This window comes from Streptomyces sp. NBC_01077, from assembly GCF_045162855.1.
Classification (GTDB): domain Bacteria; phylum Actinomycetota; class Actinomycetes; order Streptomycetales; family Streptomycetaceae; genus Streptomyces.
In genome coordinates this window covers 602,836-629,055 of the sequence record NZ_CP108669.1, presented here as the reverse complement: position 1 = coordinate 629,055, position 26,220 = coordinate 602,836, and the positions used below count along the sequence as shown (strand labels likewise).

Sequence of the window (26,220 nt, the reverse complement as noted above, 5' to 3'; positions counted from 1 at the left end):
TGTCTGGGGTAGTCAGGCGGCGAGGGCTTGAACCGCCGTTGCTTACCATCGAGCACTCGCTCCACCCGTCGGCACCTGGGAAGTACCTTCGGCGGGTACGAACTACTCCTCCAGCGCCCAGCGCAACAACCGCTCCAGTGCCTCCTGGCGGAACTCCCACCGCCCGACCGGCAGACGAATCCGGCCAGCCCGTCATTCACCGCCCACGGCTGCGCCTGCCCCGTGGAGCCCTCGCCCGCGACCACGAGCTCCCACCCGCTCCCGCCGCGGACCCGGCACTCGCCTCCCGCCGAGACCGAGTTGCCGACCCGAGCGAGGCGGCCAGAGTTCGGCGTCAGGACAGGGGTGCGGGCCGGCGGGGCGGGGGAATGGCCCCAGAAGTTCCCGCAGAGGTCTCGAGCCGCTGGCCCATTGGGCGAGGAGGGGGCGGTCGGCCAGGTACAGGCGCTGGGACCGGGCGAAGCCGAGTGCCGGTTTGGAGAACCTGCCGTTGGTGACGAGGACGACGACATCGCCCTTGTGCACCGGTCGGCCGGTGCCGTTGAGCACCTGCAGATCCGGCGTACCCACCGCGGAGCCGGCAGACCGGCCCTGCGGTGCTTGCACTGAGCATTTTCAGCGTTGCCTCTCCAGGGTGAGGACCGCGGCGGCGATGTCCGTCATGCGGTTCGGGCTGCAGCGGCTCCGGCGGAAGATCCGCCAGGACTTCAGGCGGGCGACGCCTCGTTCGACAGGAGCGCGGGCCTGGGCGAGTGCCCGGTTCAGCGTCCGTTCGGTCGGTGACAGTTCGCCGTTGGGCGGGCGGCGGATGGCGGTGGTGACCCAGGAGCCTGCGCCGATGTAGGCGCGGTCGGCGACGATCGGGACGCCCTGGCGTTCGCAGATCCGGATGATGCGGTGGGTGCGTGCGGCGGTCAGATCGTGAGCGCGGCCCGGCAAGGCCGGCGAGATCCACAGAAGCTGGCCCTGGGGATCGGTGACTATCTGCACGTTCACGCCGTGGCGCCGGTGCTTGTGGGAGTAATCGGCGCGTGCGTCGCCCAGGCGGTCGCACTCGCTGAGGGTGCCGTCCAGGAGCACGTAGTCCGGGTCGTGCTCGCGCAGGGTCTTGAGCAGGCCCGGCGCCCGGTCGGCGAGGAGCCGCACGACGGCGGTGGTGTAGGCGTGGGCGGTGCCTACGGATATGCCGAACCCGGCGGCGATCTGCGCGAGAGTGTCGTGCTTGCGCAGGTAGGCGAGAGCGACGAGGGCGCGCTTGTGCGGCGGGAGCTTGCAGCGGCGGTCACCCTCACGGGTGACGATAAGCATCGTGACCCACTCGACCAGCGCATGAGGCAGGTCGAGTGCGGCAGGATAGGGAACCAACAGGGCTCCTGGGCCGGCAGGTTGAGACTTCGAACACCTCACCCAACGGCCCGGGAGCCCTGTCCGTTGCGGGCGCCAAGGTCATCACCCGATCGGTGGCCACGCTGAAAATGCTCACTGATTCACCCAGCGCTGCCCGTACGGATCGGTCGCCTTCATATCCGCGCTGTTGTCCCCGGCCCCACCGACCTGCACCGCGTCCGCGCACCCATCGCGCCGCATCAAATCCCGCACCGCTTCCTCGAACTGCCGGTGATGCAAAGCGTCCAGCTGCGCCAGCGCATAACGCAGCCCCTGAGACCTCACCCGCTCCCACTGAGCCGCACGCCGCCGCTGGACCCTCCAGCCCGCCACGGCCCCGCCCACAAGGCAAGCGCCGCCCCGCGTGCGCCCGCCTCGCAAGAGCCGCAGCCATTCCATCGCAGGTGAGGACGCCATACCTAACTCTACGCGCGTGACAAAGCAGCGTGGCTTTTGCTGTTCATCGACAGATGAACAGGGGCACCGGTCATGCATCGAAGGCGACCGAACAGGCCCTTCAGCGAGGTTGGACCCCCGCGCGGTGGGCGCGGAAGCTGCCGTGGTGTGCTCAGTAGCGTCTTGCGCATGCCTCGGAGTGAACCCAGCAAGGCTGATCAGGAGCTGATCCGGCAGGCCCGCGCGCAGGGATATGCGGTCAGCGCGAGTCAGCTTGAGCGATGGCGTCGGCGTGGCCTGCTGCCGCAGCCGACGCGTGTCTACCGCGGCCGGCACGGTACCGCGTCGGTCTACCCGGACGGGACGAGTGACCTCGTCTGTGCACTCGCCCGACTCAGTGTCCCGGGAAGGCGGAGCGACGACCTGGCACTTCTGGCGTTCTTCGACGGCGCCGATGTCCCCGAAACGGCGCTCAAACTCGCGATCGCACGCACCTACTTCAACCGCTGCCTACGCCACGAGAACGTGATCGCCCAGGCCGCGGCACGTGTGCCCGAAGGATGGGACTCAGCACTCGGCAAGGAGTACGAGGCCGCAGAAGCCGAGGCCCGGACCGAACTGGCCAAGGGTGGACGGGCAGTGCGCCAGATGAGGATCAACCTGCGCCGCCTTCCGGACCTCGCAGGTGCTCCGCAGCGACAGGTCGACGAGCGGCTTCTCGGCGTCCTCGTGGGCCTGAACAGGTTGCGCCTGCCCGAGGACGACCACGAGTTCATGGCCGACCTATCAGCAGCGCTGGCCTTCGACTGTTCCCAGGACGACGATGACGTCTTTGCCGTATGGGAGTACGCGGCCATCTCTCACTCGTCGCAGATGGCCCGCTATGAGGAAACCTCTCCCGAAGAGCGGTTCGATCTGCTTCTTGAGACGAGCCGGGAAGAGCTCTGCAACCTCAGGGAAGAGGTACGGACAGCCGTCGACCAGATGTGGCACCGCGCGACCTGGGGCCTGGAGTCTGAAGCAGACCTCTCCCGCCCCTCGATGGCCCGGAACTCGGCCGGCATGTTGATGGAATGGATGAGCGCACGACAAGTCCAGCCAGGGAAAGTATCTATGGCCGACCGCTACTTTCTGAGTCTCGGTCATCTTGAGCTGTGCTGTCTTGCCGCCGAGCGCAGCGTGGGCGCGGCATGGCAGCATCCCGTCGGGGAGGGCCGTGCGCGATTCATCGCCCGTACCACCTGGCCCCGACACGGAACCTGAGCGCCGAAGCCTGCTCGGCTGCTGCTTTCAGACCGCCAGGAGTCCGTCAGGGATGCCGAAGACCTGGTCGAAGGCGACTCCGCGTGTGGCGGTGACAACGAGGCAGGGAGTCCCGGAACCGGCCGTGGTGAGGGGACCCGCCTGCCCGAGGCCGAGTGCGTCGTGCGGGCCCAGGAGGCCGAGGTTGTCGAAGACGCAGTAGAGAGGGATCCCGGTCCAGGCGACGGGCTGCAGAGGGGCGGTGACCGCGGAGCGCTCCACGGCATGACGCCGGCCGGCCCGGCCGGCCCGGCTGGTCATGCGGCTCTTGCAGCCGATCAGGTCGGCCTGCCGCCCCTCGGCGGCGATGAGGCCGGATGTCCGGCGCAGCGAGCTGGTGGTGTGCTGCAGAGCGAGCCGTACAGGTTCGCCCATGACTCCGTGCCTCAGGGGCTGACGTGCCATCCGCGGTGGTTGAGTTCCTGGGCGACGCGCGGCGCATGGGCGCCACCGATCGCCTTCCTGTCCGTCAGACGTCCGCGACGGTGCCTGTCTTCCGGTGCTGTACTCCTGCAGTTCACTGGGATGCGGGAGGCGAGGGCGGGGTGAGGGGCGGTGCCCCGACCGGCCGGACGAAGACGACCATGTGCCGGGCGCGGGTGATGGCCACGCGAAGGAGGCGACGGGTCTCGGCGGTGCGTTTGGTGTCCCATTGGGGATCGAGAAGCTTGGATCGGTGGATGTCTTCGGCGATGACCACTCCGTCGAACTCTTTGCCTTTCGAGCGGTGCATGCTCATGAGGCTGATGTCGGTGTGCTCCTGGCGGGACATGGCGAGGGACTCGTTGCCGAGTGCGCGTCTGATGGCTCCGGCCGCGTTGCGGTAGGACATTGCGTCCCCGGCTTCCATGAGCACCCAGGCGAGGAGATCGGTGGCCTTGAGCAGTCGAAGCATCCGAACCTGTTTGAACATTTCGTCAAGTTCCCTGGCTCCGGTCAGGAGGGCACGTGCTGTCTGCCAGTCGGCGACCGGCTGGCCGGTGAGCCGGATTCCGCGTGCGTGACTGGCGATCAGGAGCTTTGCTGCCTTCGACTTGACTGCGGAGTCGCTCTGGATTGCTGCGATGGCGTTCTCAAGGGTCTGCACGGTCGTCTTGGCGCCGGTGGTGCCGTTGCTGAACTTGACCCGGTAGTAGTCGGCTGCGGCGCGCAGGGTGCGGGTGATGGCGTCCGTGGGGGCCAGTCCCGGCCACTCGAGGATGGAAGCGACGACGTAGCCGGCTGCTGCCGATAGTTCCGGATCGAAGACGAAGTCGTGCTCGATGGCGGGGAGCTTGTGATGTCCGATGGAGCCCTCGCTGGTGATCTTCTCCGAGATTCTTCCCAAGAAGGCGTTCTCGCGGGCGAGGACGGCGATGGTCGGTGGCCGGCCGAGTTCGGATTCGAGGTGCTGGCGAAGCGCGATGACGGCGTAGTGGGTGAATGCCTCGACCGGGGGAGCGTTGTAGGTGGCGTAGTGGATGGTCTGCACGGCCTCCGGTGCCGGGTGAGGGTTGGCGCGCAGGACGGCGTTGGCGTAATCGAGGAGGCCGCCTGAGGGGCTGCGGTGGTTGTCGGCGGACAGGTCGAACCGCGTGGGCTGCAGGTGATCGATTGCGTGGTTGATCCGTTCGGCGTCGACGCCGGGAATGTGGTCGAAGATCCGCTGGTCCGGGTCGGCCAGGCAGATCACCGTCGACTTCGCGGCGAACGTCTTCACCGCCCGCCACTGGTTGGTGTTGGTGTCCTGGAACTCGTCGACCATGACCACGGGGTAGATCTGCGTGTAGAGCGTCTGGACGGCTGTGCTGCTCTCCAGGAGAGTAGCGGCGGCCGGAGCCAGTTCGTCGAAGCTGTACCGGCCCTGTTCGGCCAGTCGGCGACGCTCGGTCGGCCAGTGGCCGTCGAAGTCTGTCTTGAGGTGTTTCTCCCTCTCGGGAGTGATGAACGACGACGGCGTTCCGGTCACCAGCCGGCCGTGGCTGCGTACGAGGTCCATGAAGAAGGCATGGAAGGTGCGGATCTCGATGAGGCTCTGTGTCTGGCGGTCCAGAACGCCACTCATCCGTTGAGTGAGCTTCTTCGAGTTGGCCACCGATCGGGTGATGGGCCGTGAAGCGCAACGAACGAGGCCCCCGAGCTGTTGATCGAGATGTCTGATGTCTCAATCACGTTGCTCGGGGGCCTCGTTGGTCATCCATCCTGCCGCACTTGACCTGCCGCATGCACTCGTGGAGTGGGTCACCATGCTGGTTGTCACCCGTGAGGGCGACCGGCGCTGCAAGCTCCGTCCGTCTCAGCGGGCGATGGTGGCACTGGTGTACCTACGAGAGCACACCACTCTGGCAAAGATCGCCGCCGGGTTCGGGATCAGCGAGTCCACCGCCCACGCCTACACCCGCGCGGTCGTCGACCTGCTCGCCGAACGAGCACCGGGTCTGCTCAAGACGCTGCGCGAGCACGATCCCGATTTCATCCTGCTCGACGGCACCCTCGCCGAGTGCGACCGGGTCGGCGACGGCCGGGCCGACTACTCCCACAAACACCAGCGCCACGGCGTGAACGTGCAGGTCGTCACCGACCCCGGCAGCCGGCTGCTGTGGCTCTCGCCCGCCCTGCCGGGCCGCACACACGACCTGACCGCCGCCCGCACCCACCGGATCATCCGAATCTGCGAGCGCCAGGGCGTTCCCATCCTGGCCGATCTCGCCTACCAAGGCGCAGGACCGTGGCTGACGACCGGCATCAAACGCAGACCCCTGCAGGAACTCACTTCCACCGAGAAGACCCTCAACCGGGCGCTGGCCGCAGCACGAGCGCCCGTCGAACGCGGTGTCGCGAGCCTGAAGTCCTGGCGGATCTTCCGCAGGTCCCGATGCAGCCCCAACCGCATGACGTCAATCGTCAAGGCCATCCTCACGCTGGAGCGGCAACGCTGAAGAAGCTCAGTGATCTGCCGGACCGCCGCCCGCGAGAAACTCAGGAAGAGGACGCGCTGTCCCGGCTCGAGCGTGCGGGGCGTACTGCTGCGCCTTGAGCAGGGCGATGGTCGTCTTGCCGCAGCCGGGGCCACCTTCGATCAGCAGATGCCCTGACGAGTCGAGGATCGCCTGGCGCTTCTCGTCGATCTTCATCCGAGATCGTCATCCGGCTCGCTGCCACTGTCGTCCGGCTCCTTGATGGCCGGTGCCGGCGTGGTGCGCAGGTCGAGGTCGATCTGAACGAGGAAGTCGGCAAGGGTCCACGGAAGTTCGGACCGGTCTGCGCACTGTGAGATCAGCAGAGCCGCGTATCCTCCCCCTTCCTCTTCTTGAGTACCTGCGTGGTCAGCTTCCGGGCAGATTCGTCATCGGCGTGCTCGTCCAGGAAGCCGGCGTTGTGCGGATAGTCGGAGCGTGTGGCCACGTGCTTGAGGAACCGGCGCTGCACGGTGACAGGAATCTCCACCGTCAGCAATTCCTCGACCCCGCTGTATCCGATGACCTCGTACCGGGTGAAGTGGGCGGCCTTCGCTTCGGCATCGGGGGTGAGAGGGCTGGTCGGGGTGTCATGCATGCCGTAGACGGGCTTGCCCATGGCTTTGAAGACGGGTGCGAACAGGGGCACCGACGTGTCGCCCTGGGCGTCGAAGACGGTCACGCCGGCGAGGTCGATGTGGACGTACTCCTTCAGCGACGGTCCCGGTCACGGTCGAGGACGTCGGAGACGATCGGGAAGAGGGCGGCCTCTGTCGCGCCCTCGACCACGAGCACGGCCCGGGCAAGCACGGCCTCGGCGAACTGCCGCTGGTTGGCCAGGTACCGCTTGAGTTTGAAGCCCGCGGGGAAAGTGATGTCTTCGCTGGTCATCGACCCTGTCGAGTCGCGGTCCAGGACGACGATCTGCTCCGGGGTGAACCGCTCGATCACGTACGGCGAGTGCGACGTCACGATCGCCTGGCCCATGTTGCGGACCACGTGATCGACCAGGCGCCGCTGCGCGTGCGGAGGAAGCGCGATCTCCGGTTCCTCCATCGCGAAGATGACAGACTTCTCGCCCTTCAGCTCCGCGATGTACGTGAGCAGCGCGAACACCAGCAGGTTCAACGAGCCCGTGCTGAGAGTGGCCTGTGCGAGGCGAACCTGCGCAAGGCCGTCGCCCACGGCGCGGTCTTCCAACGCGCCGATCTCCGCATGGCCGACTTGCGCGGCACGACTTGAGCACCGCCAACTGTGTCGAAGCACGCCTGGCCGGCGCCGTGGCCAGCGAGCACACCGGCTGGCCCGCCGGCTTCGGCCACACGGCCGCCGGAGTTCGTCGACACCGATGACTCCGGCCCCGAGCCCTGGCCCCTCCTCCAGTCCCCGGGGATGGTGTGGCAGGCGCTGCCGCTGCGGTCCGCTCCCTGGCCAAGACGCGCCGGTCAGGACAGCGGCGACCGCGGTCCGCCTGACGGCACCACTCAGCGGCGTCCTGACCGCGCGGGCCCAGACCGCCAGACAGATCCGGAGCCGGTATCGCTCCCAGGGCCGTTACTGGCCGATGCAGAATGAGTGGGCATTGCTCTTGGGGGTGCGGGGTGGTGCTGGCAGAGTTTGTGCAGTGTTGGATGATCTTGTGTCTGATGATCTGTGGGAGCGTGTTGCCCCGTTGCTTCCGCCCCGGCCGCCACGGCGCCGGAGGTATCCGGGGCGGTTGCCGGTGGATGACCGGGCTGCGTTGCGTGGCATCGTCTATGTGCTGTGCAAGGGCGTGAGCTGGCGACACGTGCCTGCGGAGCAGATTGGCTGCAGTGGTGTGACGTGCTGGCGGCGGCTGCGGGACTGGACGGAGGCGGGGGTCTGGCCCCGACTGCACGAGGTGCTTCTGGCTGAGTTACGGAAGGCGGGTCTGCTGGACATGGACGACGCCGCGGTCGACGGCTCGCATGTCAGGGCCCTCAAAGTGGGGCTCACACCGGACCTTCGCCGGCCGGCCGTGCGCGTCCGGGCAGCAAGCACCATCTGATCACCGATCGGCATGGCACCCCCTTGGCCGTCTCGCTGACCGGCGGAGACCGTCACGACGTCCACTCAGCTGATGCCCCTGCTGGACGCGATACCCCGCATCCGTGGGGTTCGCGGGCCGGCCGGGACAACGACCGGGCCGGCTGTTCGCCGACCGCGGCTACGACTACGGCATGTACCGACGCCTCCTGCGGGCCCGCGGTATCACTCCGAAGATCGCCCGCAGAGGCACAGCTCACGGTTCCGGCCCGGGCAAGACCCGTTGGGCCGTCGAGCGAACCCTTGCCTGGCTTCACCAGTTCAAACGACTACGGATCCGCTACGAGATACGCGCCGGCCTCCACCTCGGCCTGCTCAAACTCGCTTGCAGCATCATCTGCTTGAGACGACTCCGAACCTCATTCTGAAACGATCAGTCAGTACCACGGATCTCGCTCGCCCTGCCTGCCGCCCGGCGCAGCGCCAAAGAGCGGCGGCCTGACCTGGCAGGGAGAGCGTGGTCACCTGTGGCTCGCAGCCCACTGGTTCCACCCCGCACCTACCGCCGGTCCTCGAGCTCGGACTTGCCCACCTGAGGCGGTGAGACACCCGCACAATCCTGGCCCTCACCGCCGCGGGCCTTTTTCGGGTGGGGTGCGGGGAACATCTGATCACCAACGAGAGCGCCGGCGAGGCCGTGCCGTGACCGAACAAGACACCCTTCGCCCTTCGCCGGCACCTCCCCCCCGGATGAGGTTCGGGCAAGACCGGTACCTGAGTGTTCTGTTAAACAGGCAGGTCAGAGGCTGGACTGTGCTGGTGCGGCGAGGTCTCGGCTGTCTCTGGGAGGAGATCATCCCCCAGATTTCTTCCAGCGTCTGGAGCTGGGACGGTGGCCCGTCGGCGCGCCGCATCCGCGAGCCGCCGTGCGCAAGCACGTTTCCACCCTGCAGGGCTACTCGGGTACCCCTGCAGGGTGGCACCGGCGGGCCTTGCGGCCTGAACCGCAGGGGCAAGTGCGCGTTCTTGCCGACGTTACGGCCTGGGCGGGCTGGCCTCACCTCAGGAAGGGGGGCACAGAGACCTGCTGTCTGCCGGGCTCTCGCCAGAGGGACAGCGCTGGGGACATCATCACCCTGGTCCAGTAGCCACTGCGCGGCTGCCTTGCCAGATGCGTCGGGGAAGGCAGCTGCGGCCTGAGAAAGCTCGGCGCGGTCCAGGACCTGCCGGGCGATGAAGCCGTACGAGCGGCGGTGGCTGAAGTATTGCATCGCCTGCACCCGGAAGACGTTGGGCGCGAAAGTGGCGCCCATCGTGGTTCATCCCCAAAGGGCAGCCCGCACACAGCGCACCAGCCGACGGCGGCCAGTACGAGCTTCCGCCGCTCATTGACGGCTCCGAAGCCTGCCCCATTCGCCCCACGCTCTGCTGCCGCGATCACTGGGTACCCCCGGAGATCACGTTCCGGATGGCCGGGACGCTGGGGTGGTATGACCTCCTGCGGCCTCAAGGCCACCTCCAGTGTCCGCAGGGGCAACCAGGGTTAATAATGATGATGAGATACCCCGGCCGGCGTGCTGGCTGGCCTTCGGTCGTGTACGGGCGGCACGTGCATCGCCCGTCCGTCGCACGCTCCGCTCCGCCGAGGGCGGAGCCACTCGCCAGCCGCTGGCTCGGCGCCGGTGGGTACCGGCCGCAGGCAGCCGTTGTCGCGGCTCTGGCGCGGCTGAAGTTCTCAGCGGTTACCCGCCTCGCAACTGGCGGTTCCCTCTGGAGCAGCCGGGGCCTGAACATCGCGTTTTTTCGAGGTGGCCCTCGCCGTGCGCCCGTGGCGCGCTGATGACCTTGCGCGCCTCCTGGCATATCCATCCCGTCGGGCCGGGCGGCGGATGCTGCATGAGTGCGAAGCGGTTCACCCTGTGTCCAGGCCCAAAGACTCGCGCGACGGCCCCCCGCACCGTTCGCGCAGCGGGCCGTAGGCGGAACGGGCCGTGGCTCCCGGGGAGTCCCCGGGAGCCACGGCGCTGTGTCCGGACGGTCCGTCAGGCGCGGTAGGCGGTCCAGAAGTGCTTCATTCGGGTCACCTGGCCCGAGGTGAACTGGTACATGCAGGCGTCGTATGTGTAGTCCATGAAGTTGTGGATCGGGTCCACCCCGGTCTTGTTGGCGCAGGAGTCACGGCCGGTGGGGCACTCGAACGCGGGGCTCTTCTCGGCCGGGGTGTCGGCTACGCCGTCGCCGTTGCCGATGCAGCCGCCCTGGAAGGTGTGGTAGAGGCCCATCCAGTGGCCGACCTCGTGGGTGGCGGTGTCGCCCTGGTTGTAGTTCGTGGCGGAGCCGCCCGGCAGTGAGGTGTCGAGGATGACGACGCCGTCCATCTTCGGCCGGGTGCTGTAGGCGTACGGGAAGGTCGCCCAGCCGAGCAGGCCGCCGCGGAGGCTGGCGGTGTATATGTTGAGCGCGTTCGCGCCGCCCTTGCGGAGCGTCCGCTTCATCCGGGTCTCGGCGAGGGATCCGTCCTTCAGGTTGTACCAGTGCGCATTGTCCGTGTAGTCGGTGGAGACCAGCGAGAAATGGAATCCCGAGTTCACGTTGCCGGCGCCCTGGCCCGCGTACGCGGCGTTGAGAACGGCGATCTGGCTATTGACGGCCGCGGCACTGAGCTTGCCCGTCGTGCCGCTGTGGATGACGTGGAAGTACACGGGGATGGTGACCGTGGCGGCGGACACGCGGCCGGCGGCCCGGGCCTGCGGCATTCTCTTCTCCAGGTCCGCGTCCATGGCCTTGGCCTGGGCGGCCGTGACCTCGTTCGGCTCGGCCTGGGTGGCGTGGCCCTTGGCCTTGCGTGCGCCGGAGAGGGCGGAGGGGCCGTCTGCGCACTTCTCGGCCGAGGCCAGGGTAGTGGTGGAAGGGGCGGCCGCCGGGGCGGACAGCGGGGCCAGGGCCAGGGTTCCGGCCATAACAGCGGTGCCGAGCACGCGACGTGACATACGCGGTGATATATGAATAAAAGCACGCACGGGTAACTCCTTGTGGTGGGGAGGTACTTCCTCGCCACTGACCGGAGGTTATGCGGCCATGTCACATTCCGCTGAGGATCGATCAGGCCTATTGATCTGGCGGGCAAATGGGGTCATCGGGAAGAAATCTTGCGCTGCAGGCGGGTCGCCTGTCTGGTTTCGAACGTCCGAACTCGCCACCAGTCATGGTCGTATGTTCTTCCGTCAGCAGAGGGGATGATGGCTGGTATTCGCCGTCGCGGTGTCTGGCGGGACATGTCAGCCCACAAGTGAGTACGCCGGCTCGACATGCTGTGTTAGGTCTGGCTGTGTGGTCCGGACGCGAACAGGAGGCCGACGCCGCCGCGGTCCGCCTTGCCGCAGAGCGTGTGGCGTGGACAGCCCGGCGCTGCCGGCGGTCTGGCTGGCTTCCGGCCGGCGGGCTGGTTACAGACCGTGTGAGAACGAGGTTCGGAGTCAAGCAGAAGGTGCTGCCGGCTGGCTGGAGCAGGCTGAGGTGGAGGCCGGCGCGTATCCCGTAGTGGATGCGGAGCCGTCTGAACGGGTGGAGTCATACGAAGGCCAGCTCGACGGCCCAGAGAGTCCGGCCCAGGCCGGACACGGACAAGCCGCTATGCAGCGGCCGGCCTCCGGGCATGACGTCAGCAAGGCGCCGTACCTAGCGGCTGTGGCGACAGGCGCTGAGCCGACCGCATCCCTGCCTCCCACTGAGCATTTTCAGCGTTGCCTCTCCAGGGTGAGGACCGCGGCGGCGATGTCCGTCATGCGGTTCGGGCTGCAGCGGCTCCGGCGGAAGATCCGCCAGGACTTCAGGCGGGCGACGCCTCGTTCGACAGGAGCGCGGGCCTGGGCGAGTGCCCGGTTCAGCGTCCGTTCGGTCGGTGACAGTTCGCCGTTGGGCGGGCGGCGGATGGCGGTGGTGACCCAGGAGCCTGCGCCGATGTAGGCGCGGTCGGCGACGATCGGGACGCCCTGGCGTTCGCAGATTCGGATGATGCGGTGGGTGCGTGCGGCGGTCAGATCGTGAGCGCGGCCCGGCAAGGCCGGCGAGATCCACAGAAGCTGGCCCTGGGGATCGGTGACTATCTGCACGTTCACGCCGTGGCGCCGGTGCTTGTGGGAGTAATCGGCGCGTGCGTCGCCCAGGCGGTCGCACTCGCTGAGGGTGCCGTCCAGGAGCACGTAGTCCGGGTCGTGCTCGCGCAGGGTCTTGAGCAGGCCCGGCGCCCGGTCGGCGAGGAGCCGCACGACGGCGGTGGTGTAGGCGTGGGCGGTGCCTACGGATATGCCGAACCCGGCGGCGATCTGCGCGAGAGTGTCGTGCTTGCGCAGGTAGGCGAGAGCGACGAGGGCGCGCTTGTGCGGCGGGAGCTTGCAGCGGCGGTCACCCTCACGGGTGACGATAAGCATCGTGACCCACTCGACCAGCGCATGAGGCAGGTCGAGTGCGGCAGGATAGGGAACCAACAGGGCTCCTGGGCCGGCAGGTTGAGACTTCGAACACCTCACCCAACGGCCCGGGAGCCCTGTCCGTTGCGGGCGCCAAGGTCATCACCCGATCGGTGGCCACGCTGAAAATGCTCACTGGTTCGCCGGATCTTGTGCGGGCCCGGACCACCGCCACCGCATCAGACAACTGCGGGCACAGGCTGGCCGGTTCAGACGGGCACAGTCACAGGCTGCCCGCCCTGCGGACCGGCCGGCCGTGCCATCGAGATGATCTCCAGCTACGAAAATCCTGGCAGAGTCAGCTCAGCTCTCGTACGCCCGCAACACGGCGTGACCTATTGAGTACCTATTGCTCGGGCTGCCGAAGTACAGAGAGGGACATCCTTCGAATGGATCGTGCATCCATCCTGGACCCAGCCGGTAGTACCCCTGCCCAGGCGCCAGGTTACATCAGTTCATTTGGAGTGATCATGAATGTGATGGAATCAGTCCGCCCCTTCGGACTGCTTGGGAATGAGAATCCTGAAGCCTCTGAGAGCGACTACGACCCCATCTGTCCAGTTCCGAGCAAGTTCCCTCTCGGGAGGCGCTTCGGTGCCAGTCCTGTGGACGAATCCGAGCCGGGTGCTGCGGCTACACGTCCCTTCGGCCTCCGGTACAGCCGCCTGCCCAAGCGGGTCAACGTGATCGACATCACTGAATTCGTCTACGACAAAGAGCGCCAGGTTACGGCCGGGAAGCCCCTGGGGCCGGACCACCCGTTCATTCCTGACACGTACGCAAATCCCGGTAAAGGCGGAACGGCGAACGGGACAGGCTATGGGGGCACGCATAACCCCTCCACCTTCGTGGGTGAAGACACGGACTACAGCCAGGACTACGAGAGCGACTAGATGAGGATGCCCCGTCCGGCAGGCGGTCTGGATCGGCAGCATTCTGTGGAGCGAAAGAACTTCTAGGCAGAACCTAAAGAGCGGGATCCGGCATGTCCGATACGCAAGCAGTAGTAATTCTTACTGACCCCTTCGACGTTACTTCTGATCTAGTAGTTCGCGAACTGGACAGACGAGGGGCTCGCGTTTTCCGATGTGATACGGGAGATTTTCCGCAGGAACTTCACCTGGCAGTCACGCTTGACAACGGATGGTCCGGGCAACTGCATGACGATGCCCGGACGCTTGACCTGGCGGACGTGGGCTGCGTCTACTACCGGCGGCCTTCGCAGTTCATCCTCCCTGAGCAGATGACTTCTCCGGAGCGAAAGTTCGCAGCAGCCGAAGCGCGCATGGGATTCGGCGGCGTAATCAGCTCCCTTGAAAGGTGGATAAATCATCCTTCCGCAAACGCTTATGCAACAATAAAGCCTGTACATCTCGCGGTCGCCAATGCATGCGGCCTGAACGTTCCGCCCACGCTTATAACTAATATTCCGGATAAGGTTAAAGAATTTGTCGGGAACTTCGGGAAGGTCGTCTACAAGACTCTGAGCACGCCTGCATTCTCCGAATCGAGCGACGTCAAGATGATTTACTCTTCGATCGTGGATCCCGCCACGATCGATGATTCCGTCAAGCTCACTTCCCACCTGTTCCAGGCGTGGGTGGAAAAAGACTTCGAAGTGCGACTGACTGTTGTTGACGATGAATTCTTTGCGGCTCGAATAGATGCTGAATCGTGTGACGCCGGGATCGACTGGAGGTCGGACTATTCGAACCTGAAGTATTCTACGGCTGTTGTTCCAGATGCCGTCCGAAATGCCGTCAGCGGACTTCTCTCGAGGCTCAATCTCCGTTTTGCGGCCATCGATTTCATCGTTACGGCGGATGGAGACTGGGTCTTTCTCGATCTTAACCCGAACGGCCAGTGGGCCTGGATCGAAGATGAGACCGGACTTCCCATAGCGGCAGCCATAGCGGATGCATTGATACGTATCCGGTGACGTTCGCTGCTTTATCAGCGACTTGAACCCGACGAACAGTGCACGAGGACGCTAGTGTCCTGCACCTGAAATTTCATGGTTAAGTCTGTATCCAGTTGCCATGCCGCCGGGTCCTCGTGCTGTTGAAGTCCCTCTGTCCGATGAGGAACGGGCGGAGCTGTCTCTTCGGGCAGGCAGGGCAGCGGCCCCGCGATCGGCGGAGCAGGCGCGGACCGTGCCGGCACGCGCGGCTGAAATGCCGAACGCGCAGGTCGCGACGGTGCGGAAATTGCGAGGGAAGTCCGCTGCCGAGGGGACCCGCCTGCCCGGGGCCGAGTGCGTCGTGCGGGGCCAGGAGGCCGAGGTTGTCGAAGACGCAGTAGAGAGGGATCCCGGTCCAGGCGACGGGCTGCAGAGGGGCGGTGATCGCGGAGCGCTCCACGGCATGACGCCGGCCGGCCCGGCTGGCCCGGCTGGTCATGCGGCTCTTGCAGCCGATCAGGTCGACCTGCCGCCCCTCGGCGGCGATGAGGCCGGATGTCCGGCGCAGCGAGCTGGTGGTGTGCTGCAGAGCGAGCCGTACAGGTTCGCCCATGACTCCGTGCCTCAGGGACTGACGTGCCATCCGCGGTGGTTGAGTTCCTGGGCGACGCGCTGCTCATGGGCGTCACCGATCGCCTTCCTGTTCTGAAAGCCCGGCATACCGGGGAGTGTGGCGCACTCCGACCGGTGCGAAACAGCGCCGGCGTCCAGCCCCGCAGACTTCGGCCATACCTCCCCACTGCCCGTGCGTGTACGTGGCCGTCCGCAGGTGTCCCACCCCGCCTCGTGGAATCTCACAGTCACCCGCTCCAACTTGGCCGGTTCTCACGCCTACTGCAGCACCGGGGCAGCCGCCATAACCGACCCCGTGCGCCGGCCCCCGACACAGATCGCCAGCCCCTTGTCTGCTGAGGGACGCCCAGCCCCGCAGCCAGTTCATCGGCGAGGCCGCGCGGTAGGGCCCTACGCCCTGCGAGCGCTCCAGGACCGAAAGCGCGCGCAAGCACCACAGCAGCAATGCCGGGCTACCACCCGGTCCACGACTGCTCCCAGGAAGGGCTTCTCACAGTCAGGGCACAGCCACCACATGACCTTGTTCGATCTCGGCCGCACATCCTCAGGACGCAGACCGTCGTTCAACGCCGGGTGCCAGATCGCAGTGACCGCCGGGTACACCACAGCCAAATTGGCACGTGGTGCGCCCCACTGACAGCCGAGTCGGCAGCTGTCGGTTCGGCTCAGCTCCCCGGGGGCACTCGCCATGACATGGTGCAGTGGGACTCGGGCGACTCCCAGCCTCGCGGGGGCCGGGAATGCTTCACGCCGAGGGTGACGCTGGCTTCCGCCAGGATCACGCCTTGTTCCCCGCGCACCCTGCGATGGCCTCTCCCGCCAGAACCCATCGAAACGAAAGTGCCACAGCGCTCTGGCGTCTTGGTTTCGAAGGCTTCTATGCGGATGCCAGGCTGAATTCAGCAAGCGCGTAAGCCCTCGGCTGCACGGGCCGGCCCTCTTGGAGGGAGAGCCTCAGCTGCGCCGGACACCCGTGAAAGCCAACCTGGAGTGCATGGACAGCGTCTACTGGCACCGGCGGCCGCGGCCGCCGGAGCTAGATCTACCCGGTCGGCCGGACCGCGTCCCGGCCCAACGCTCCTGCCTCGGCGGCCTTCAGCAGCGATTCAGGACCGTCCGGTACGGGTTACCGCGGCTCTATGAAACCGAGCCGAGGACATGGACGTGACCAGCGATTGCTCACTTGCTCCGCACGGCGCGCCAGGGGCGACCGGTCACCGGGGACGCCCTTGCCGAGCTCGGCCACTGGGAGTGGGCCGAGGAAGCGGTGCGCGCCACCGCCAGCGCCGAGCTGACCACCCATGACGTGGGTCTGGCTATTCTCGGCCCGTTGCAGAAGCTCGACCTCGTCGCGTACTTGCGCTTCGCGTCCGCGTACAAGGCTTTCGACAGCCTTAAAGACCTCGATGCCGACGAGAACGGAAGGCACCTGCCGGTACTCGGCAACGGCGGGACGAGGGCCGCCACCTACGCCCGCAGCCAGCGCTTTTGTCCCGGGCCTGGGGCGAGCGGCACACGGCGTCTTGCCGGTCGGCACCGAGCTGCTGTCCGAAGCCATCGATATCCGACGCGGGCAGCGCCTCCCGAACCGCCCGAGAAACGCTGCTCCTCGTCATCGGCAGAGCCATCGGCTCGGTGCGGCTCCGCCCCCTCACGATGCGTATCCGTGTCCTATCGGCGGCTGTCGGGGGCAGGCTTGGTGAGGTCCTTCATCTGCCAGGCGACAACCCCGAAAGAATCAAGTCCGAAGCTGCACTCACCGAGCTTGCGGGCATCGCTCCAGTACCCACTGGCTCCGGCATGACCCAGCGGCAGGCATCGCATCAACCACGGCGGGCCACAGGCAGCTGAATGCCGCGATCTCCCGAACCGTCATCGTCCGGATGTGATTCCATCAGCCCGCGATCGACTACGTCGCGAGCCGCACTGTCGAGGGCAAGACGAAACGGAAGATCATCCGCCGCCTCGAGCGCCACGCCGCCCGCGAGGTCCAGCACCTGCTCCGACCCGCGGCGCAAGCACACTACGCGGCCAGTTGACGACTATAGGAGCGTCAACGTGCTGATGAAGTCCACGACCGGCCTCGTCGAAACCGAGGTGATCAAGCCGCAGCGGCCGTGATGATCCCTCGCCCAGGCGCCACTCGCTACCGCCGAATGGGCCGACTGGGCAGCCACACCCGGCTGCACGGCGAGGTAGGGCACACCCCGCCCTCCGAGTACGAAGCCACCCGCTACCTGACCACCACGAAACCCCAGGTCACAACCAACATCTGAGATCTCTGCCGAACCCGGAACGGTTCAAGGTCCAGTGTGGCTGGAAAGGTGGCCGACGAGGGTTCCTTACCGCAGTAGTTGAGTCTGAAGCTTCAATCATGAGTGCCTCATACTCGTGCGGGCACAAACCCATTCGTGCGATTCATAGATGCGCGGGCGGCCGGCGCCGTCGGATATAAATCTGAATCAAGTCGTCCGTCAGCAGGATTAAATTTCACACCGGGTCGTATCTTGCTTAATGCATGCATTAAGTGCGAGCTGGCGACTGCCGGTTCTCTCGTCTTCCAGGAAATGGACACCGTGCAAGCCAAGAATTTCAGCATCAATGAATCCGTGCGACGGGTAACCTACCTAGCCGTCGCTGCCGGAATGATCGGAGCTTCGCTCTCCATGGTCATGCAGGGTCCGATCACATTCTCATCTGAAAGCAGACCGAAATCGCCGCGATCAACAAGACTGAAGCGATAACGATAAAGCAGAGAGACTACGTCTAACATTGTTTGCGGAATGAGATCAGGATGCTTTCCGGCCACGGTTCTGGCGAGTGTGACATAGCCTCCTGTTGAAGCGGGAGGGACGCGCGGGGCATCTCCATGGCTGGACGGGCACCACAACAAGCCTAGGACAGCAGAGACGCCCCGGCGTTCGCCTGTCCTGCCGCGTGTGACCTTGACCTGATCAAGAACCTGAATGAACGAATCGGTGATGGTCGAGATCACCTTGAGGCATCAGCGGCTCCTGCTCGTAATAGTGCCGCAGGCCGCATTCAAAGTCCCGGCCGTCCCCGCGCGGTTTCGGTCGGGATCTTGGATGCGGCCTTCGCCGTGTCCATCGTGGTCCAGGCTTGCGGGCCTGACCGTCCGTGTCGCATGGTGCCCCGTCAACCCCGGCCAGACAGTCCGTGCCCGTCACCTTTGTCAAGCGCCCGCGAATCCCCTCCACCCCCTTCCCGCTGGGTGTCCAACGGTGAGAACTGGATCAGCCGCCCGCCAGGCCGGACGCAGCGGAGATTCGTCAGCTGGTTGTCGGTGGTGAAGCCTCAACGGCCTGGTGCTGTGCGCGAGCACCAGGAGGCATTTGCGTGATTGTGGGAGAACGATCTTCCTCGCCGTGTGCGAGTACCGTGGTGTCGCTCAGGGGCGTTTCGATCCGCGGGTAGGCGTCGTGTCGTGAGGTAGCCGGCCGCCATGGTGGATCCGGCGGTCAGGGTGAGGCTCATGCCCATGGTGAGACCGGGCGGACCGGAGCCGGCACTCGGATGCACCGGTGGCACGGTGGTAGAGCGCGGGGTCACCGGCGGCACAGCGCCTGCGCTGTTGCGCCTGGGGAGCGCTTCGCAGGCGATGCCGTCGTCAGGTCCCTGATCTTCGTCGAGCCGGTTCGGGTCGCTTGGGTCCCGGTCGAGTTCCGCCTGGGCGTCTTCCCGGAAGCGGAAGTGGCGGCAGTCGAGATCCTGAGCGTGAGCGACGCCGGACATGGGGGCGACAGGCGATCGCGAGGGCTATGCCTGCGCTTCCGGCGCCTGCGCGTCCGATGGGAAAGACGCGACGGCATCCCCGACGCGTTCCTCGGCCTCGCCGCCTGCCTCATCACCCACCGACACGTCCAACGCCCTTTGTCAGGACCTCTTGGAGCTCCCTCGTGTGCTTACTGACTTCAGCTCGTCGGGGTGAATCTGTGTGAAGTCCCTGACGGGTGAAGGCGGGTGGCTGTATCCGTGAGGTGTGAGATATGCAGATGGGGGCGGGCTGACGCCGACGGGGCGCCGGCGTCGGGAGACGGTTCGGATGCAGGCGGCTGAACTGTTCGAGCAGCAGATCAAGCCGTCGGAAGTCGCACGGCGGCTGCGGGTGAGTGTGAAGTCGGCTTATCAGTGGCACCAGTTGTGGCGGGATGGCGGTGTTCAGGCGCTGGCCTCCCGTGGTCCGAGCGGGTCGCGGTGCCGGCTGTCCCCGCGGTCTTTGGAGAAGCTGGCCGCGTATCTGGAGCAGGGGCCGGCCGCGCATGGCTGGGTGGAGGACCAGGTGTGGACCGCCTCGCGGGTGGCCACGCTGATCGGCAGGAAGTTCCATGTCTCCTACAGCGTCTCGGGTGCGACCCGGCTGATGCACCGGCTGGGCTTCAGCCCGCAGGTGCCCGCCCGGCGGGTCGCGGAGCGCGATGAGCAGGCTGTCGCCGTATGGAAGGAGGCGACCTGGGCGGAGGTAAAGGGCGAGGGCGGCCTGCGGGGGCTACGTCTGCTTCGAGGACGAAGCCGGGTTCACCCGCAGGCCGCCGCGGGGACGGACCTGGGGCCGGCGCGGAGTGACCCCGGTTGTCACCATCAGCGGCCGCCGTTCGGGCCGGCTGTCAGTGGCCGGGCTGATTGCAATGCGGCCGGGTTCCCGGACCCGGCTGTGTCACCGCCTGCGGAGTCATCCCGCGGGGAAAAGTGCCCGTCGCAGTATGGGCGAGCGGGACTTCATCGCGCTGATCGACGGTGTCCACCAGCTGGTCGGGGCACCAATCGTGCTGGTCTGGGACCGGTTGAACACCCACGTGTCCCGCAGGATGCAGGCCCTCGTGGCCGAGCGGGCATGGCTGACGGTGTTCCTGCTGCCCGCCTACTCGCCCGACCTCAACCCCGTCGAGTGGGTATGGGCCCACGTCAAACGCAGCCTCGCCAACCTCGCCGTCATGGCCCTCGACCAGCTCGAAGCCCTTGTCCGTAACAGGCTCAAACGCCTTCAATACCGGTCCCACACCCTCGACGGCTTCATAGCGGGGACCGGCTTGACCCTCGTCGAGCAACTATCACCCTGACGAGCTGACGTCAGTATAGGCCGTCTTGGGCCGTACGGTGTAGTCCGCCGGGCAGGCAGGCCGGGTCCAGCCGTAGCAGCGCGGCCACGAACCCGACGTGGACGCCGGTGCCGCGGGGCTGGGTCGTCGACCAGAATCGTGTCGAGCATCCGGACGGTGTCCATTGCACGGCGAACCCGAGCTTCGTCGTGTTCCGGCGCTTGTCGGCGAGGAGCGTGCCCACGTCCAGAACATGCCGTCCCCGCGCCCGCGAGGGCCCACTGGGCACAGCTCATGGACCGTGCACGATTGCGCGAACCTCACAAGGCGGCTCGTATGGCTGTCCCAGTGTCATGGCCGCGACCGTGTATCGGGTCCTCGGTTCGATGCGCTGCCGCGGGCAGTCGAGTCGGACTTGTGCCGGCTGATCGTCGACGGTTCACCGGTGCGGTGCGTGATCCGGCAGTCTTGCAACGCAGAGCTGCAGAGGGTGGGGCTGACTGTCCGTCAGCCCCACCCTCTGCAGGTGGACTACGCTTGAGTGATTACTTCTTGACCTCGACGCCGGTCAGGATCGGGTCGCCGTCCTGGCCGTACGCCACGCCCGAAACCTTCTCGGAGTAGCCCGCGTTGACCTTGTAGTACCAGAGCGGGATGGACGGCATGTAGTTGACCAGGTCCTTCTCGATGGCCTGGTACGCCTTCACCGACTCCTCCAGGGTGGCCGCCGAGTCCGCCTTGGCGATCCGGGCGTCCAGCTCCTTGTTGGAGAAGCCGCCCTGGTTGCCGCCGGCATCCGTACGGAACAGGTCCGAGATGAAGTTGGCGTTCACCGGGTAGTCGAGCACCCAGCCGGAGCGGTACAGCGACTTGACCTGCTTCGACTTACGAGCGGTCAGGTCGGCCTGGAAGTCCGGCTTGCCGTCGCCGACGCACTGGACGCCGGTGGCCTGCTGGATGGAGTTGCAGACAGCGTCCACCCACTCCTTGTGGCCACCGTCGGCGTTGAACTGGATGGAGATCTTGTTGCCGGGGACGCCGCCGCCGGCCTTGATGAGCTCCTTGGCCTTGGCCGGGTCGAACTTGGTGACGCCGGCGCCACCGTCTTCCTGGAAGCCCAGGACACCCTTGGCGACCCAGCCGGTCGCGGGCTCACGCGTGCCGTTCAGCACCGTCTTGGTGATGGTGGCGCGGTCGATCGCCATCGACAGACCCTGGATGACGCGCGGGTCGACCTTCTTCGGCTTCTTCCACTGGTCGGCGTAGAAGGCGACGGCGATGCTCTGGATCGCGGAGAACGGCTGGTCCACTGCGCGGTCGCCGAGGTCCTGGCGGTAGACCGGGAGGTCCTTCGGCGCGATTGCGCGCACAACATCGACGTTGCCCGACTTCAGGTCCTCGTACCCGGCCTCGAGGCTGGTGTAGTTCTTGAAGACCACACCGCCGTTCTTCGCCTTGTTCGGGCCCTTGTAGGCGTCGTATCGAGTGATCTCGATCTTTCTCTTGTGGTCCCAGCTCTTGAACTTGTAGGGACCGTTGCCGACCGGCTTCTGGCCACCGGCGGCCGGGTCCTTGTAGAAGGACTCGGCCAGCGGGGCGAAGACGATGTAGGCGAGCTTGTGGCCGAAGTACGGAACGGCCTTGGTGAGCTCGATGGTGAAGGTGGTCTCGTCGACGACCGTGAGACCGTCCATCTTGTCGGCGGCGGGCTTGGCGCCCTCGGCCTCGGGGTGGACCTTGTCGTAGCCCCTGATGTCCGCGAACCACGAGGACAGACCCTGGGCGTTCTTGACGTTGGCGTTCCAGTTCCACGCGTCCACGTAGGACTTGGAGGTCACCGGGGTGCCGTCGTGGAAGGTCCAGCCCGGCTTGAGCTTGACGGTCCACGTCTTCGAGTCGGTCGTGGTGACCGATTCGGCGTTGATCATCTCCAGGGAGCCGTCGGCCTTGTAGTCGACCAGGGTCGAGAACAGGCCGGCCATCACGGCGGAGCCGTTGGACTCCATCGTGTCACCGGTGAGCAGGGGCTTCTCGGGCTCGCCCAGCTCGACGGAGAAGATTCCGTTCGGGTCGACAGCGCCCTTGGCGTCGCCGCTGTCGCTCTTACCCCCGCCACAGGCAGTCGCAGCAAGGGCAACGATGATCGCGCCCGTTACCCACTTGGCGCTCTTGGCACCGCGCACGGCTTCCTCCTCATGAGTCTGCATGGATTCTGTGCAGCCGGTCACCCGTCCCGAAGGTCTTCGAGGACGGCATCGCCTACGATCGGAACCAGGCATTCGGCGGTCGAATGCGGTGCCGGATGGGCGTGGTCGCATGCGAGGGGAGTTAATCCTGTGATCACGACCTACTGATGAGTAGCCGCTACTCGACTCGCCTCGCGGATCCCGGCCGCAGCCTCGTGGAAGCGGGGCAGCGCAGCAGGTGTCCCGCCGCCGCACTGCCGGACAGCTCGCCGGGCGGCCGCGGAATCCGATATGGAGTATTGCCTGCTCAGTTCCATTCGAGTGAGTACGTGACAAGGTCCTTGTGAGTCACTCGTCCAGCGACCCTCTCTGACCCGAGTTCGCGCCTTGGTGACTTCGCAGTCGGCCGCATTCCGGTGTGGCCGACTGCGCGCACGAGTGGGCCTGCCCAGCAGACGCTGCAACCGGGCGGTCTTGTGGGGCAGATGTGGCCTGGGCGACGTGTCCGCCGAAGGCCGCCCAGCACAGTCGGCCTGTGAACCTGTTGAGAGAGTCCGGGGGCATCAGGCATCTTTCGGGTGCGGCCCGGTGACGGGCCGCCGTCCGGCGACGACCACTCGGTGGATCGTGATGCCCAGGACGACGACGGCGTCACCGGCCGGCTGCGGCCCGCAGCAGTCCCGGGCAGCTGCCGGCATCGAACCGTGGCGTTCGAACGGGCCTTGTCCCTGGCGCTGGTCCCGCCGCCCGACATGGGCGCCGCCCACGCCACCCCCTGCTCCGAGCGCTCAAACCCGCGGCAAAGACCACCCGGCCTGCCCCCCGGGACCAGCGGGCAGCCTTGCCGGACACGCCCCGGCATTTCAATGCCCCGGGCACAGCGTGCGGGTACGCACGCCCGGCCGCGCAGATGCCATCCCCGTAGGCCCGGTGACGGAGTGGCACCGACGGCGTTCGACGGGCAGAGCTCACACCCCAAACCCCCGCCGGGTGCCTCGGACAGGACGCTGAGCACTCCGCCCAGGCTTTCCCGGCCCCGCACCCGGACTCCGCCGCCCCGGGGCAGGCGGATCGTGCTGCGGTGCGCCTCATCCTGAAGGAGTACGCCCCGGCGTTCCGCGAGGCACCCTGCCCCGGACCGATCCACAGGTCCCGAGCATGCTCGCGGATGGCGAGGGGTGTAGCGGTGCGCGGGATGTCCGCGTGGGCCGGCAGGGGCATTTACGCGTGCTCGGGCATCCAGGGGTGGGGGCCGCCGTGGCGGAGGCGGAGGTGGAAGCGGAGGATTCCCGCGACGCCGCTCTGGTAGCTGTGGTCGGGTTGGGGTTGCCCGGGGCCGCGGGAGGTTGTGGTGGTGCGGGTGTGGATGACGGCTGCGAGGCCGCGGGCCTGTTGGTGGTAGGTGTCCTGGCCGGTGTGGTGGGCCATGTCGAGGAGGAAGTGTCCCGCTCCAGCGAGCCCGCAGCATGCGCCGGTGGCGTGGGGCCAGGGGTTGCGGGTGATGGCGGCGGCGGCCTGTTCGGCGTGGTCCGCGAAGCGCTGCTCGCGGGTGGCGGTCCACAGGCGGATGAGGAAAGCACCGATTCCTCCGACTCCGTTGCACCAGAACATCCCGTTCATGGCGTCCCCCGAGCCGCCCTTCTTGGTGTTGCCGGGCCAGGTTGTGCTGGTCTTGGCGGTCACCGCGGCGCGGATGAGGGTGTCGCCCGCGCCGAGTGCCGCTTCATGGAACCGCTGTCCGGAGCCGGGTGTGTTCCGTTCGGCGGCCTGTGAGGCGGCGAGCAGGAAGGCTCCGGTGCCGGCGACACCGTGGGCGAACCCATAGGTGCTCTGCCCGGCGAGCGTGGAGTCCGTTTTCTCGGGGGTGGGCCAGGTCCATTCGTCGCCGTCGCGGCGGGCAGCGGTGAGTACGGCGCCGGCGCAGGCCAGGGCCTGCTCGAGGCTTTCGGGCTTGCCTGCGGCATGCCAGAGGCGCAGGTGGGTCATGCCGGCGCCGGACAGGCCGTGGGTGATGTCCGCGATGGGCCACCGGGTGGGAAGTTTCGCGGCCAGTTCGATGGCGCGGGACTGCAGGCTGGGGTCTTCGAGCAGCTGGCCGGCATCGTGGAGTGCCCAGGCGGTGCCGGCGCGGCCGAAGGCGAGGCCAGGCAGGAGCCTGGGGATGGCGGACAGCCGCTGGTCGATCCATGCGGCGGCGGTGGTGACGGTCTCGGACAGGGTGGTGTCGTGTGCGGCGGCATGGGTGAGTGCGCTCAGGCCCCCGGCGGCGCCGTTCCACAGCGAGCAGACGTCCTGGTCGTCCTGGGACTGCTTCCACAGCTGCTGGGCTCGCGGGGTCATCGAGGTCCGCAGTAGGTGTGTCTGTTCGTCGATGAGGGCGTCGAGACGTTCGTCGGTGAGTGCGCGCTGGTGAGGAGCCGTTGCCGGCAGCGCGCCGTTGCCGTCGGCGAGAGCGGTGAGCCGGTCGCCGACCTGGGCGAGAGTCCAGCGTTGTTCCGGATCTGTTTCGGTCAGACTGAGGATCAGCCTGGCGAAGCCGGTCAGGGCGGGATGGTCGCCGGCGATCTGGGCGAGGATCTCTTCGGTGTCCTGCTGCGTCGCGTCGTTCTGGCGGGCCAGCCACGAGGGCATGAGTCCGGTGACCGTGTGGAAGAGGGTGGCGCCCAGGCTGTAGCAGTCTGCGGCCACCGTGGCCTCGCTGTTGGCGCCGTCGGTTTTGGGCAGTTCAGGGGCCATGAAATACGGCGTGCCGACGGGACGGCACACGGTGCCGCTCCGGGTCACGTACTCGACGTCGATGAGCCGCAGATCCCCGTCGGGGAGGACCATGACATTGCTGGACTTGAGGTCACGGATCACATATCCGTTGCCGTGGATCTTCTCGACGAGGTCCACAAGGCCGGATGCCGTCTTCAACGCCTCAGAAACAGACAGGGCTCCGTCGCCGTGTTCCTGGGCCCACCTCTCCAGAGTCTGTCCGGGGACCTGCTCCTGGACCAGGAAGAGATCGTCCTCCACCCGCATGAGCTCGACCCAGCGCGGGGAGACGCCCAGCTGCTGCAGTTCCTGCAGGACCTCGGATTCCTGGCGCAGGCGGTCGCGTATGTCGGTGCCGTCGAGGCCGGAGCTGACGTGGGCGCGGGCCTGCTTGATCACCACGTCCGAGCCGTCGCGCTCGTCTGTGGCCCGGTAGACGCCGCCCTTGTTCGCGTGCCGGATCGCCTTCCGCACCCGGTACCGGCCGCCCAGAAGCACCGAATCGGGTACCTGCGGTGTCTCAGCTTCTTCGTCGGGGAACGGCGAAGAAGCCCACGGCGGCGGCGAGAACCACGCGTTGCGCTCGTCCTCGACAGCCGTGCCGTCCGGACCCAGCATCTGCCGCTTGAACACACCGTCGTCGGTGAAGACACGGTGGCCGCCGCCGCTGATCTCACCGTAGCGGTAGTAGACCAGACTCCCCGGGCGCAATTGCTTGTCCGACAGAATGTCCGGCCCGGGCAGCCCCTCCGTCACCTTGTGCAGCCGCTCGGCCAGCTCACGGAACTGCTCGTCATCTTTCGGATACACCGTGATGAACTTGCCCCCGCCCCCACGCGAGTACCACTGGTCCACCAGCTCCGCCACGCGGCGCAAATCGGTACCGAACTTGAACGCGCATCCCGCGCTCACGAGCACCTCACCGGCACGCGCCAACACCAGCGGCGCCGACAGGGGCGTCGCCGACACGTGCAGCTTCCACCCGTGCTCACGCGAATGATCGTCCGGCGGGGACAGATAGCACCAGGCATCCTCCGGATTGATCGACCACCGCTGCCCACCGCATCGGTCCAGCACCGCACGTGCCACATCGATCAGCAACACCGAGTCCGCCCTCACCGAAACCGGACCGGCATCCGGCGATCCACTGCCCGTCATATCTCCTCCTCAACATTCTTCGAATACCGGCAT

At 66.6% G+C, this 26,220-nt stretch carries 20 protein-coding genes and 7 pseudogenes; 9 read left to right on the top strand and 18 right to left on the bottom strand.

Annotation, left to right across the window (positions count from 1 at the left end; genetic code table 11):
* Positions 1 to 334: 334 nt before the first annotated feature.
* From OG462_RS02865 to OG462_RS02855, 3 genes and pseudogenes are all read right to left on the bottom strand, one after another.
* A pseudogene (locus OG462_RS02865) lies at positions 335 to 608 on the bottom strand (restriction endonuclease); the annotation flags it as partial.
* Between the two features lie 7 nt (positions 609 to 615).
* Positions 616 to 1,365 (bottom strand): transposase family protein, encoded by a 750-nt coding sequence (locus OG462_RS02860; RefSeq protein WP_406054098.1) that lies wholly within the window; start codon positions 1,363 to 1,365, stop codon positions 616 to 618.
* Between the two features lie 117 nt (positions 1,366 to 1,482).
* Positions 1,483 to 1,734 (bottom strand): annotated as a pseudogene (locus tag OG462_RS02855) (restriction endonuclease); the annotation flags it as partial.
* Between the two features lie 237 nt (positions 1,735 to 1,971).
* On the opposite strand from OG462_RS02855, the gene OG462_RS02850 reads away from it, so the two are divergent.
* Positions 1,972 to 3,045, top strand: a complete 1,074-nt coding sequence (locus OG462_RS02850; protein ID WP_406054116.1) for a hypothetical protein — start codon at positions 1,972 to 1,974, stop codon at positions 3,043 to 3,045.
* A gap of 27 nt (positions 3,046 to 3,072) precedes the next feature.
* On the opposite strand, the gene OG462_RS02845 is transcribed toward OG462_RS02850, so the two are convergent.
* Together OG462_RS02845 and OG462_RS02840 are read right to left on the bottom strand one after the other, a co-directional pair.
* Positions 3,073 to 3,459, bottom strand: a complete 387-nt coding sequence (locus OG462_RS02845; RefSeq protein ID WP_406054114.1) for a hypothetical protein — start codon at positions 3,457 to 3,459, stop codon at positions 3,073 to 3,075.
* Between the two features lie 142 nt (positions 3,460 to 3,601).
* Complete coding sequence (locus tag OG462_RS02840) at positions 3,602 to 5,128, bottom strand: UvrD-helicase domain-containing protein (protein WP_406054112.1); 1,527 nt, start codon at positions 5,126 to 5,128, stop codon at positions 3,602 to 3,604.
* 124 nt (positions 5,129 to 5,252) lie between these two features.
* On the opposite strand from OG462_RS02840, the gene OG462_RS02835 reads away from it, so the two are divergent.
* On the top strand, positions 5,253 to 6,002 hold the full coding sequence (locus OG462_RS02835) for a transposase family protein (RefSeq protein WP_406054110.1): 750 nt from the start codon (positions 5,253 to 5,255) through the stop codon (positions 6,000 to 6,002).
* 6 nt (positions 6,003 to 6,008) lie between these two features.
* Here the strand turns inward: OG462_RS02835 and OG462_RS02830 are convergent, their stop codons facing one another.
* The 3 genes from OG462_RS02830 to OG462_RS02820 all read right to left on the bottom strand — a co-directional run bounded on the left by OG462_RS02830 (position 6,009) and on the right by OG462_RS02820 (position 7,148).
* Positions 6,009 to 6,197: a hypothetical protein gene (locus OG462_RS02830; RefSeq protein ID WP_406054108.1), complete on the bottom strand. Its 189-nt coding sequence runs from the start codon at positions 6,195 to 6,197 to the stop codon at positions 6,009 to 6,011.
* A gap of 142 nt (positions 6,198 to 6,339) precedes the next feature.
* Positions 6,340 to 6,702, bottom strand: coding sequence for a hypothetical protein (locus OG462_RS02825; RefSeq protein WP_406054106.1), 363 nt, complete (start codon positions 6,700 to 6,702; stop codon positions 6,340 to 6,342).
* A gap of 29 nt (positions 6,703 to 6,731) precedes the next feature.
* On the bottom strand, positions 6,732 to 7,148 hold the full coding sequence (locus tag OG462_RS02820; RefSeq protein WP_406054104.1) for an ATP-dependent nuclease: 417 nt from the start codon (positions 7,146 to 7,148) through the stop codon (positions 6,732 to 6,734).
* Between OG462_RS02820 and OG462_RS02815 the strand changes: the two genes are divergently transcribed.
* Both OG462_RS02815 and OG462_RS02810 read left to right on the top strand, forming a co-directional pair.
* Entirely contained in the window at positions 7,044 to 7,262 is a 219-nt protein-coding gene (locus OG462_RS02815; RefSeq protein WP_406054102.1) for a pentapeptide repeat-containing protein, read from the top strand. The genes OG462_RS02820 and OG462_RS02815 overlap by 105 nt on opposite strands.
* A gap of 382 nt (positions 7,263 to 7,644) precedes the next feature.
* Positions 7,645 to 8,455 (top strand): annotated as a pseudogene (locus tag OG462_RS02810) (IS5 family transposase).
* Between the two features lie 527 nt (positions 8,456 to 8,982).
* On the opposite strand, the pseudogene OG462_RS02805 reads toward OG462_RS02810, so the two are convergent.
* From OG462_RS02805 to OG462_RS02795, 3 genes and pseudogenes are all read right to left on the bottom strand, one after another.
* Positions 8,983 to 9,045 (bottom strand): annotated as a pseudogene (locus tag OG462_RS02805) (SEC-C metal-binding domain-containing protein); the annotation flags it as partial.
* A gap of 1,024 nt (positions 9,046 to 10,069) precedes the next feature.
* A complete protein-coding gene (locus OG462_RS02800) occupies positions 10,070 to 11,017 on the bottom strand; it encodes a zinc metalloprotease (protein WP_406054100.1) in 948 nt (315 codons plus the stop codon).
* Between the two features lie 747 nt (positions 11,018 to 11,764).
* Positions 11,765 to 12,514, bottom strand: a complete 750-nt coding sequence (locus OG462_RS02795) for a transposase family protein (protein WP_406054098.1) — start codon at positions 12,512 to 12,514, stop codon at positions 11,765 to 11,767.
* A gap of 452 nt (positions 12,515 to 12,966) precedes the next feature.
* Here OG462_RS02795 and OG462_RS02790 point away from each other — a divergent pair, with 452 nt between their 5' ends.
* Together OG462_RS02790 and tgmB are read left to right on the top strand one after the other, a co-directional pair.
* The gene (locus OG462_RS02790; RefSeq protein ID WP_406054096.1) at positions 12,967 to 13,389 is read left to right on the top strand and encodes a hypothetical protein; all 423 of its coding nucleotides are present in this window, start codon (positions 12,967 to 12,969) and stop codon (positions 13,387 to 13,389) included.
* 92 nt (positions 13,390 to 13,481) lie between these two features.
* Positions 13,482 to 14,435 (top strand): ATP-grasp ribosomal peptide maturase, encoded by a 954-nt coding sequence (tgmB, locus tag OG462_RS02785; protein ID WP_406054094.1) that lies wholly within the window; start codon positions 13,482 to 13,484, stop codon positions 14,433 to 14,435.
* Between the two features lie 79 nt (positions 14,436 to 14,514).
* On the opposite strand, the gene OG462_RS02780 is transcribed toward tgmB, so the two are convergent.
* Positions 14,515 to 15,009 carry a hypothetical protein gene (locus OG462_RS02780; protein WP_406054092.1) on the bottom strand — a complete coding sequence of 165 codons (495 nt, stop codon included), beginning with the start codon at positions 15,007 to 15,009 and terminating at the stop codon, positions 14,515 to 14,517.
* A gap of 410 nt (positions 15,010 to 15,419) precedes the next feature.
* Positions 15,420 to 15,719: a zinc-ribbon domain-containing protein gene (locus OG462_RS02775; RefSeq protein WP_406054091.1), complete on the bottom strand. Its 300-nt coding sequence runs from the start codon at positions 15,717 to 15,719 to the stop codon at positions 15,420 to 15,422.
* Between the two features lie 496 nt (positions 15,720 to 16,215).
* On the opposite strand from OG462_RS02775, the pseudogene OG462_RS02770 reads away from it, so the two are divergent.
* Positions 16,216 to 16,435: pseudogene (locus OG462_RS02770) on the top strand (transcriptional repressor NrdR); the annotation flags it as partial.
* A gap of 417 nt (positions 16,436 to 16,852) precedes the next feature.
* Here OG462_RS02770 and OG462_RS02765 read toward each other — a convergent pair.
* Both OG462_RS02765 and OG462_RS02760 read right to left on the bottom strand, forming a co-directional pair.
* On the bottom strand, positions 16,853 to 17,026 hold the full coding sequence (locus tag OG462_RS02765) for a hypothetical protein (RefSeq protein WP_406054090.1): 174 nt from the start codon (positions 17,024 to 17,026) through the stop codon (positions 16,853 to 16,855).
* 626 nt (positions 17,027 to 17,652) lie between these two features.
* Entirely contained in the window at positions 17,653 to 18,024 is a 372-nt protein-coding gene (locus OG462_RS02760) for a hypothetical protein (RefSeq protein WP_406054088.1), read from the bottom strand.
* Positions 18,025 to 19,092: 1,068 nt separating this feature from the next.
* On the opposite strand from OG462_RS02760, the pseudogene OG462_RS02755 reads away from it, so the two are divergent.
* Together OG462_RS02755 and OG462_RS02750 are read left to right on the top strand one after the other, a co-directional pair.
* Positions 19,093 to 19,613: pseudogene (locus OG462_RS02755) on the top strand (winged helix-turn-helix domain-containing protein).
* Positions 19,601 to 20,107, top strand: a pseudogene (locus OG462_RS02750) (transposase); the annotation flags it as partial. The pseudogenes OG462_RS02755 and OG462_RS02750, both read left to right, overlap by 13 nt.
* Before the next feature lie 524 nt (positions 20,108 to 20,631).
* Here OG462_RS02750 and OG462_RS02745 read toward each other — a convergent pair.
* From OG462_RS02745 to lanL, 3 genes are all read right to left on the bottom strand, one after another.
* Positions 20,632 to 22,269 (bottom strand): ABC transporter substrate-binding protein, encoded by a 1,638-nt coding sequence (locus tag OG462_RS02745; protein ID WP_406066329.1) that lies wholly within the window; start codon positions 22,267 to 22,269, stop codon positions 20,632 to 20,634.
* A 566-nt stretch (positions 22,270 to 22,835) separates the two neighbouring features.
* Complete coding sequence (locus OG462_RS02740; protein WP_406054086.1) at positions 22,836 to 22,970, bottom strand: hypothetical protein; 135 nt, start codon at positions 22,968 to 22,970, stop codon at positions 22,836 to 22,838.
* 523 nt (positions 22,971 to 23,493) lie between these two features.
* A complete protein-coding gene (gene lanL, locus OG462_RS02735; RefSeq protein ID WP_406054084.1) occupies positions 23,494 to 26,187 on the bottom strand; it encodes a class IV lanthionine synthetase LanL in 2,694 nt (897 codons plus the stop codon).
* Positions 26,188 to 26,220 lie beyond the last annotated feature (33 nt).

Excerpts from the sequence above, each read along its gene's own strand:
- OG462_RS02850 (WP_406054116.1), top strand. The coding sequence starts at position 1,972 with ATGCCTCGGAGTGAACCCAGCAAGGCTGATCAGGAGCTGATCCGGCAG.
- OG462_RS02845 (WP_406054114.1), bottom strand. The coding sequence starts at position 3,459 with ATGGGCGAACCTGTACGGCTCGCTCTGCAGCACACCACCAGCTCGCTG.
- OG462_RS02840 (WP_406054112.1), bottom strand. The coding sequence starts at position 5,128 with ATGAGTGGCGTTCTGGACCGCCAGACACAGAGCCTCATCGAGATCCGC.
- OG462_RS02830 (WP_406054108.1), bottom strand. The coding sequence starts at position 6,197 with ATGAAGATCGACGAGAAGCGCCAGGCGATCCTCGACTCGTCAGGGCAT.
- OG462_RS02800 (WP_406054100.1), bottom strand. The coding sequence starts at position 11,017 with ATGTCACGTCGCGTGCTCGGCACCGCTGTTATGGCCGGAACCCTGGCC.
- OG462_RS02790 (WP_406054096.1), top strand. The coding sequence starts at position 12,967 with ATGAATGTGATGGAATCAGTCCGCCCCTTCGGACTGCTTGGGAATGAG.
- tgmB (WP_406054094.1), top strand. The coding sequence starts at position 13,482 with ATGTCCGATACGCAAGCAGTAGTAATTCTTACTGACCCCTTCGACGTT.
- OG462_RS02780 (WP_406054092.1), bottom strand. The coding sequence starts at position 15,009 with ATGGGCGAACCTGTACGGCTCGCTCTGCAGCACACCACCAGCTCGCTG.
- OG462_RS02775 (WP_406054091.1), bottom strand. The coding sequence starts at position 15,719 with ATGGCGAGTGCCCCCGGGGAGCTGAGCCGAACCGACAGCTGCCGACTC.
- OG462_RS02740 (WP_406054086.1), bottom strand. The coding sequence starts at position 22,970 with ATGCCGGCAGCTGCCCGGGACTGCTGCGGGCCGCAGCCGGCCGGTGAC.
- lanL (WP_406054084.1), bottom strand. The coding sequence starts at position 26,187 with ATGACGGGCAGTGGATCGCCGGATGCCGGTCCGGTTTCGGTGAGGGCG.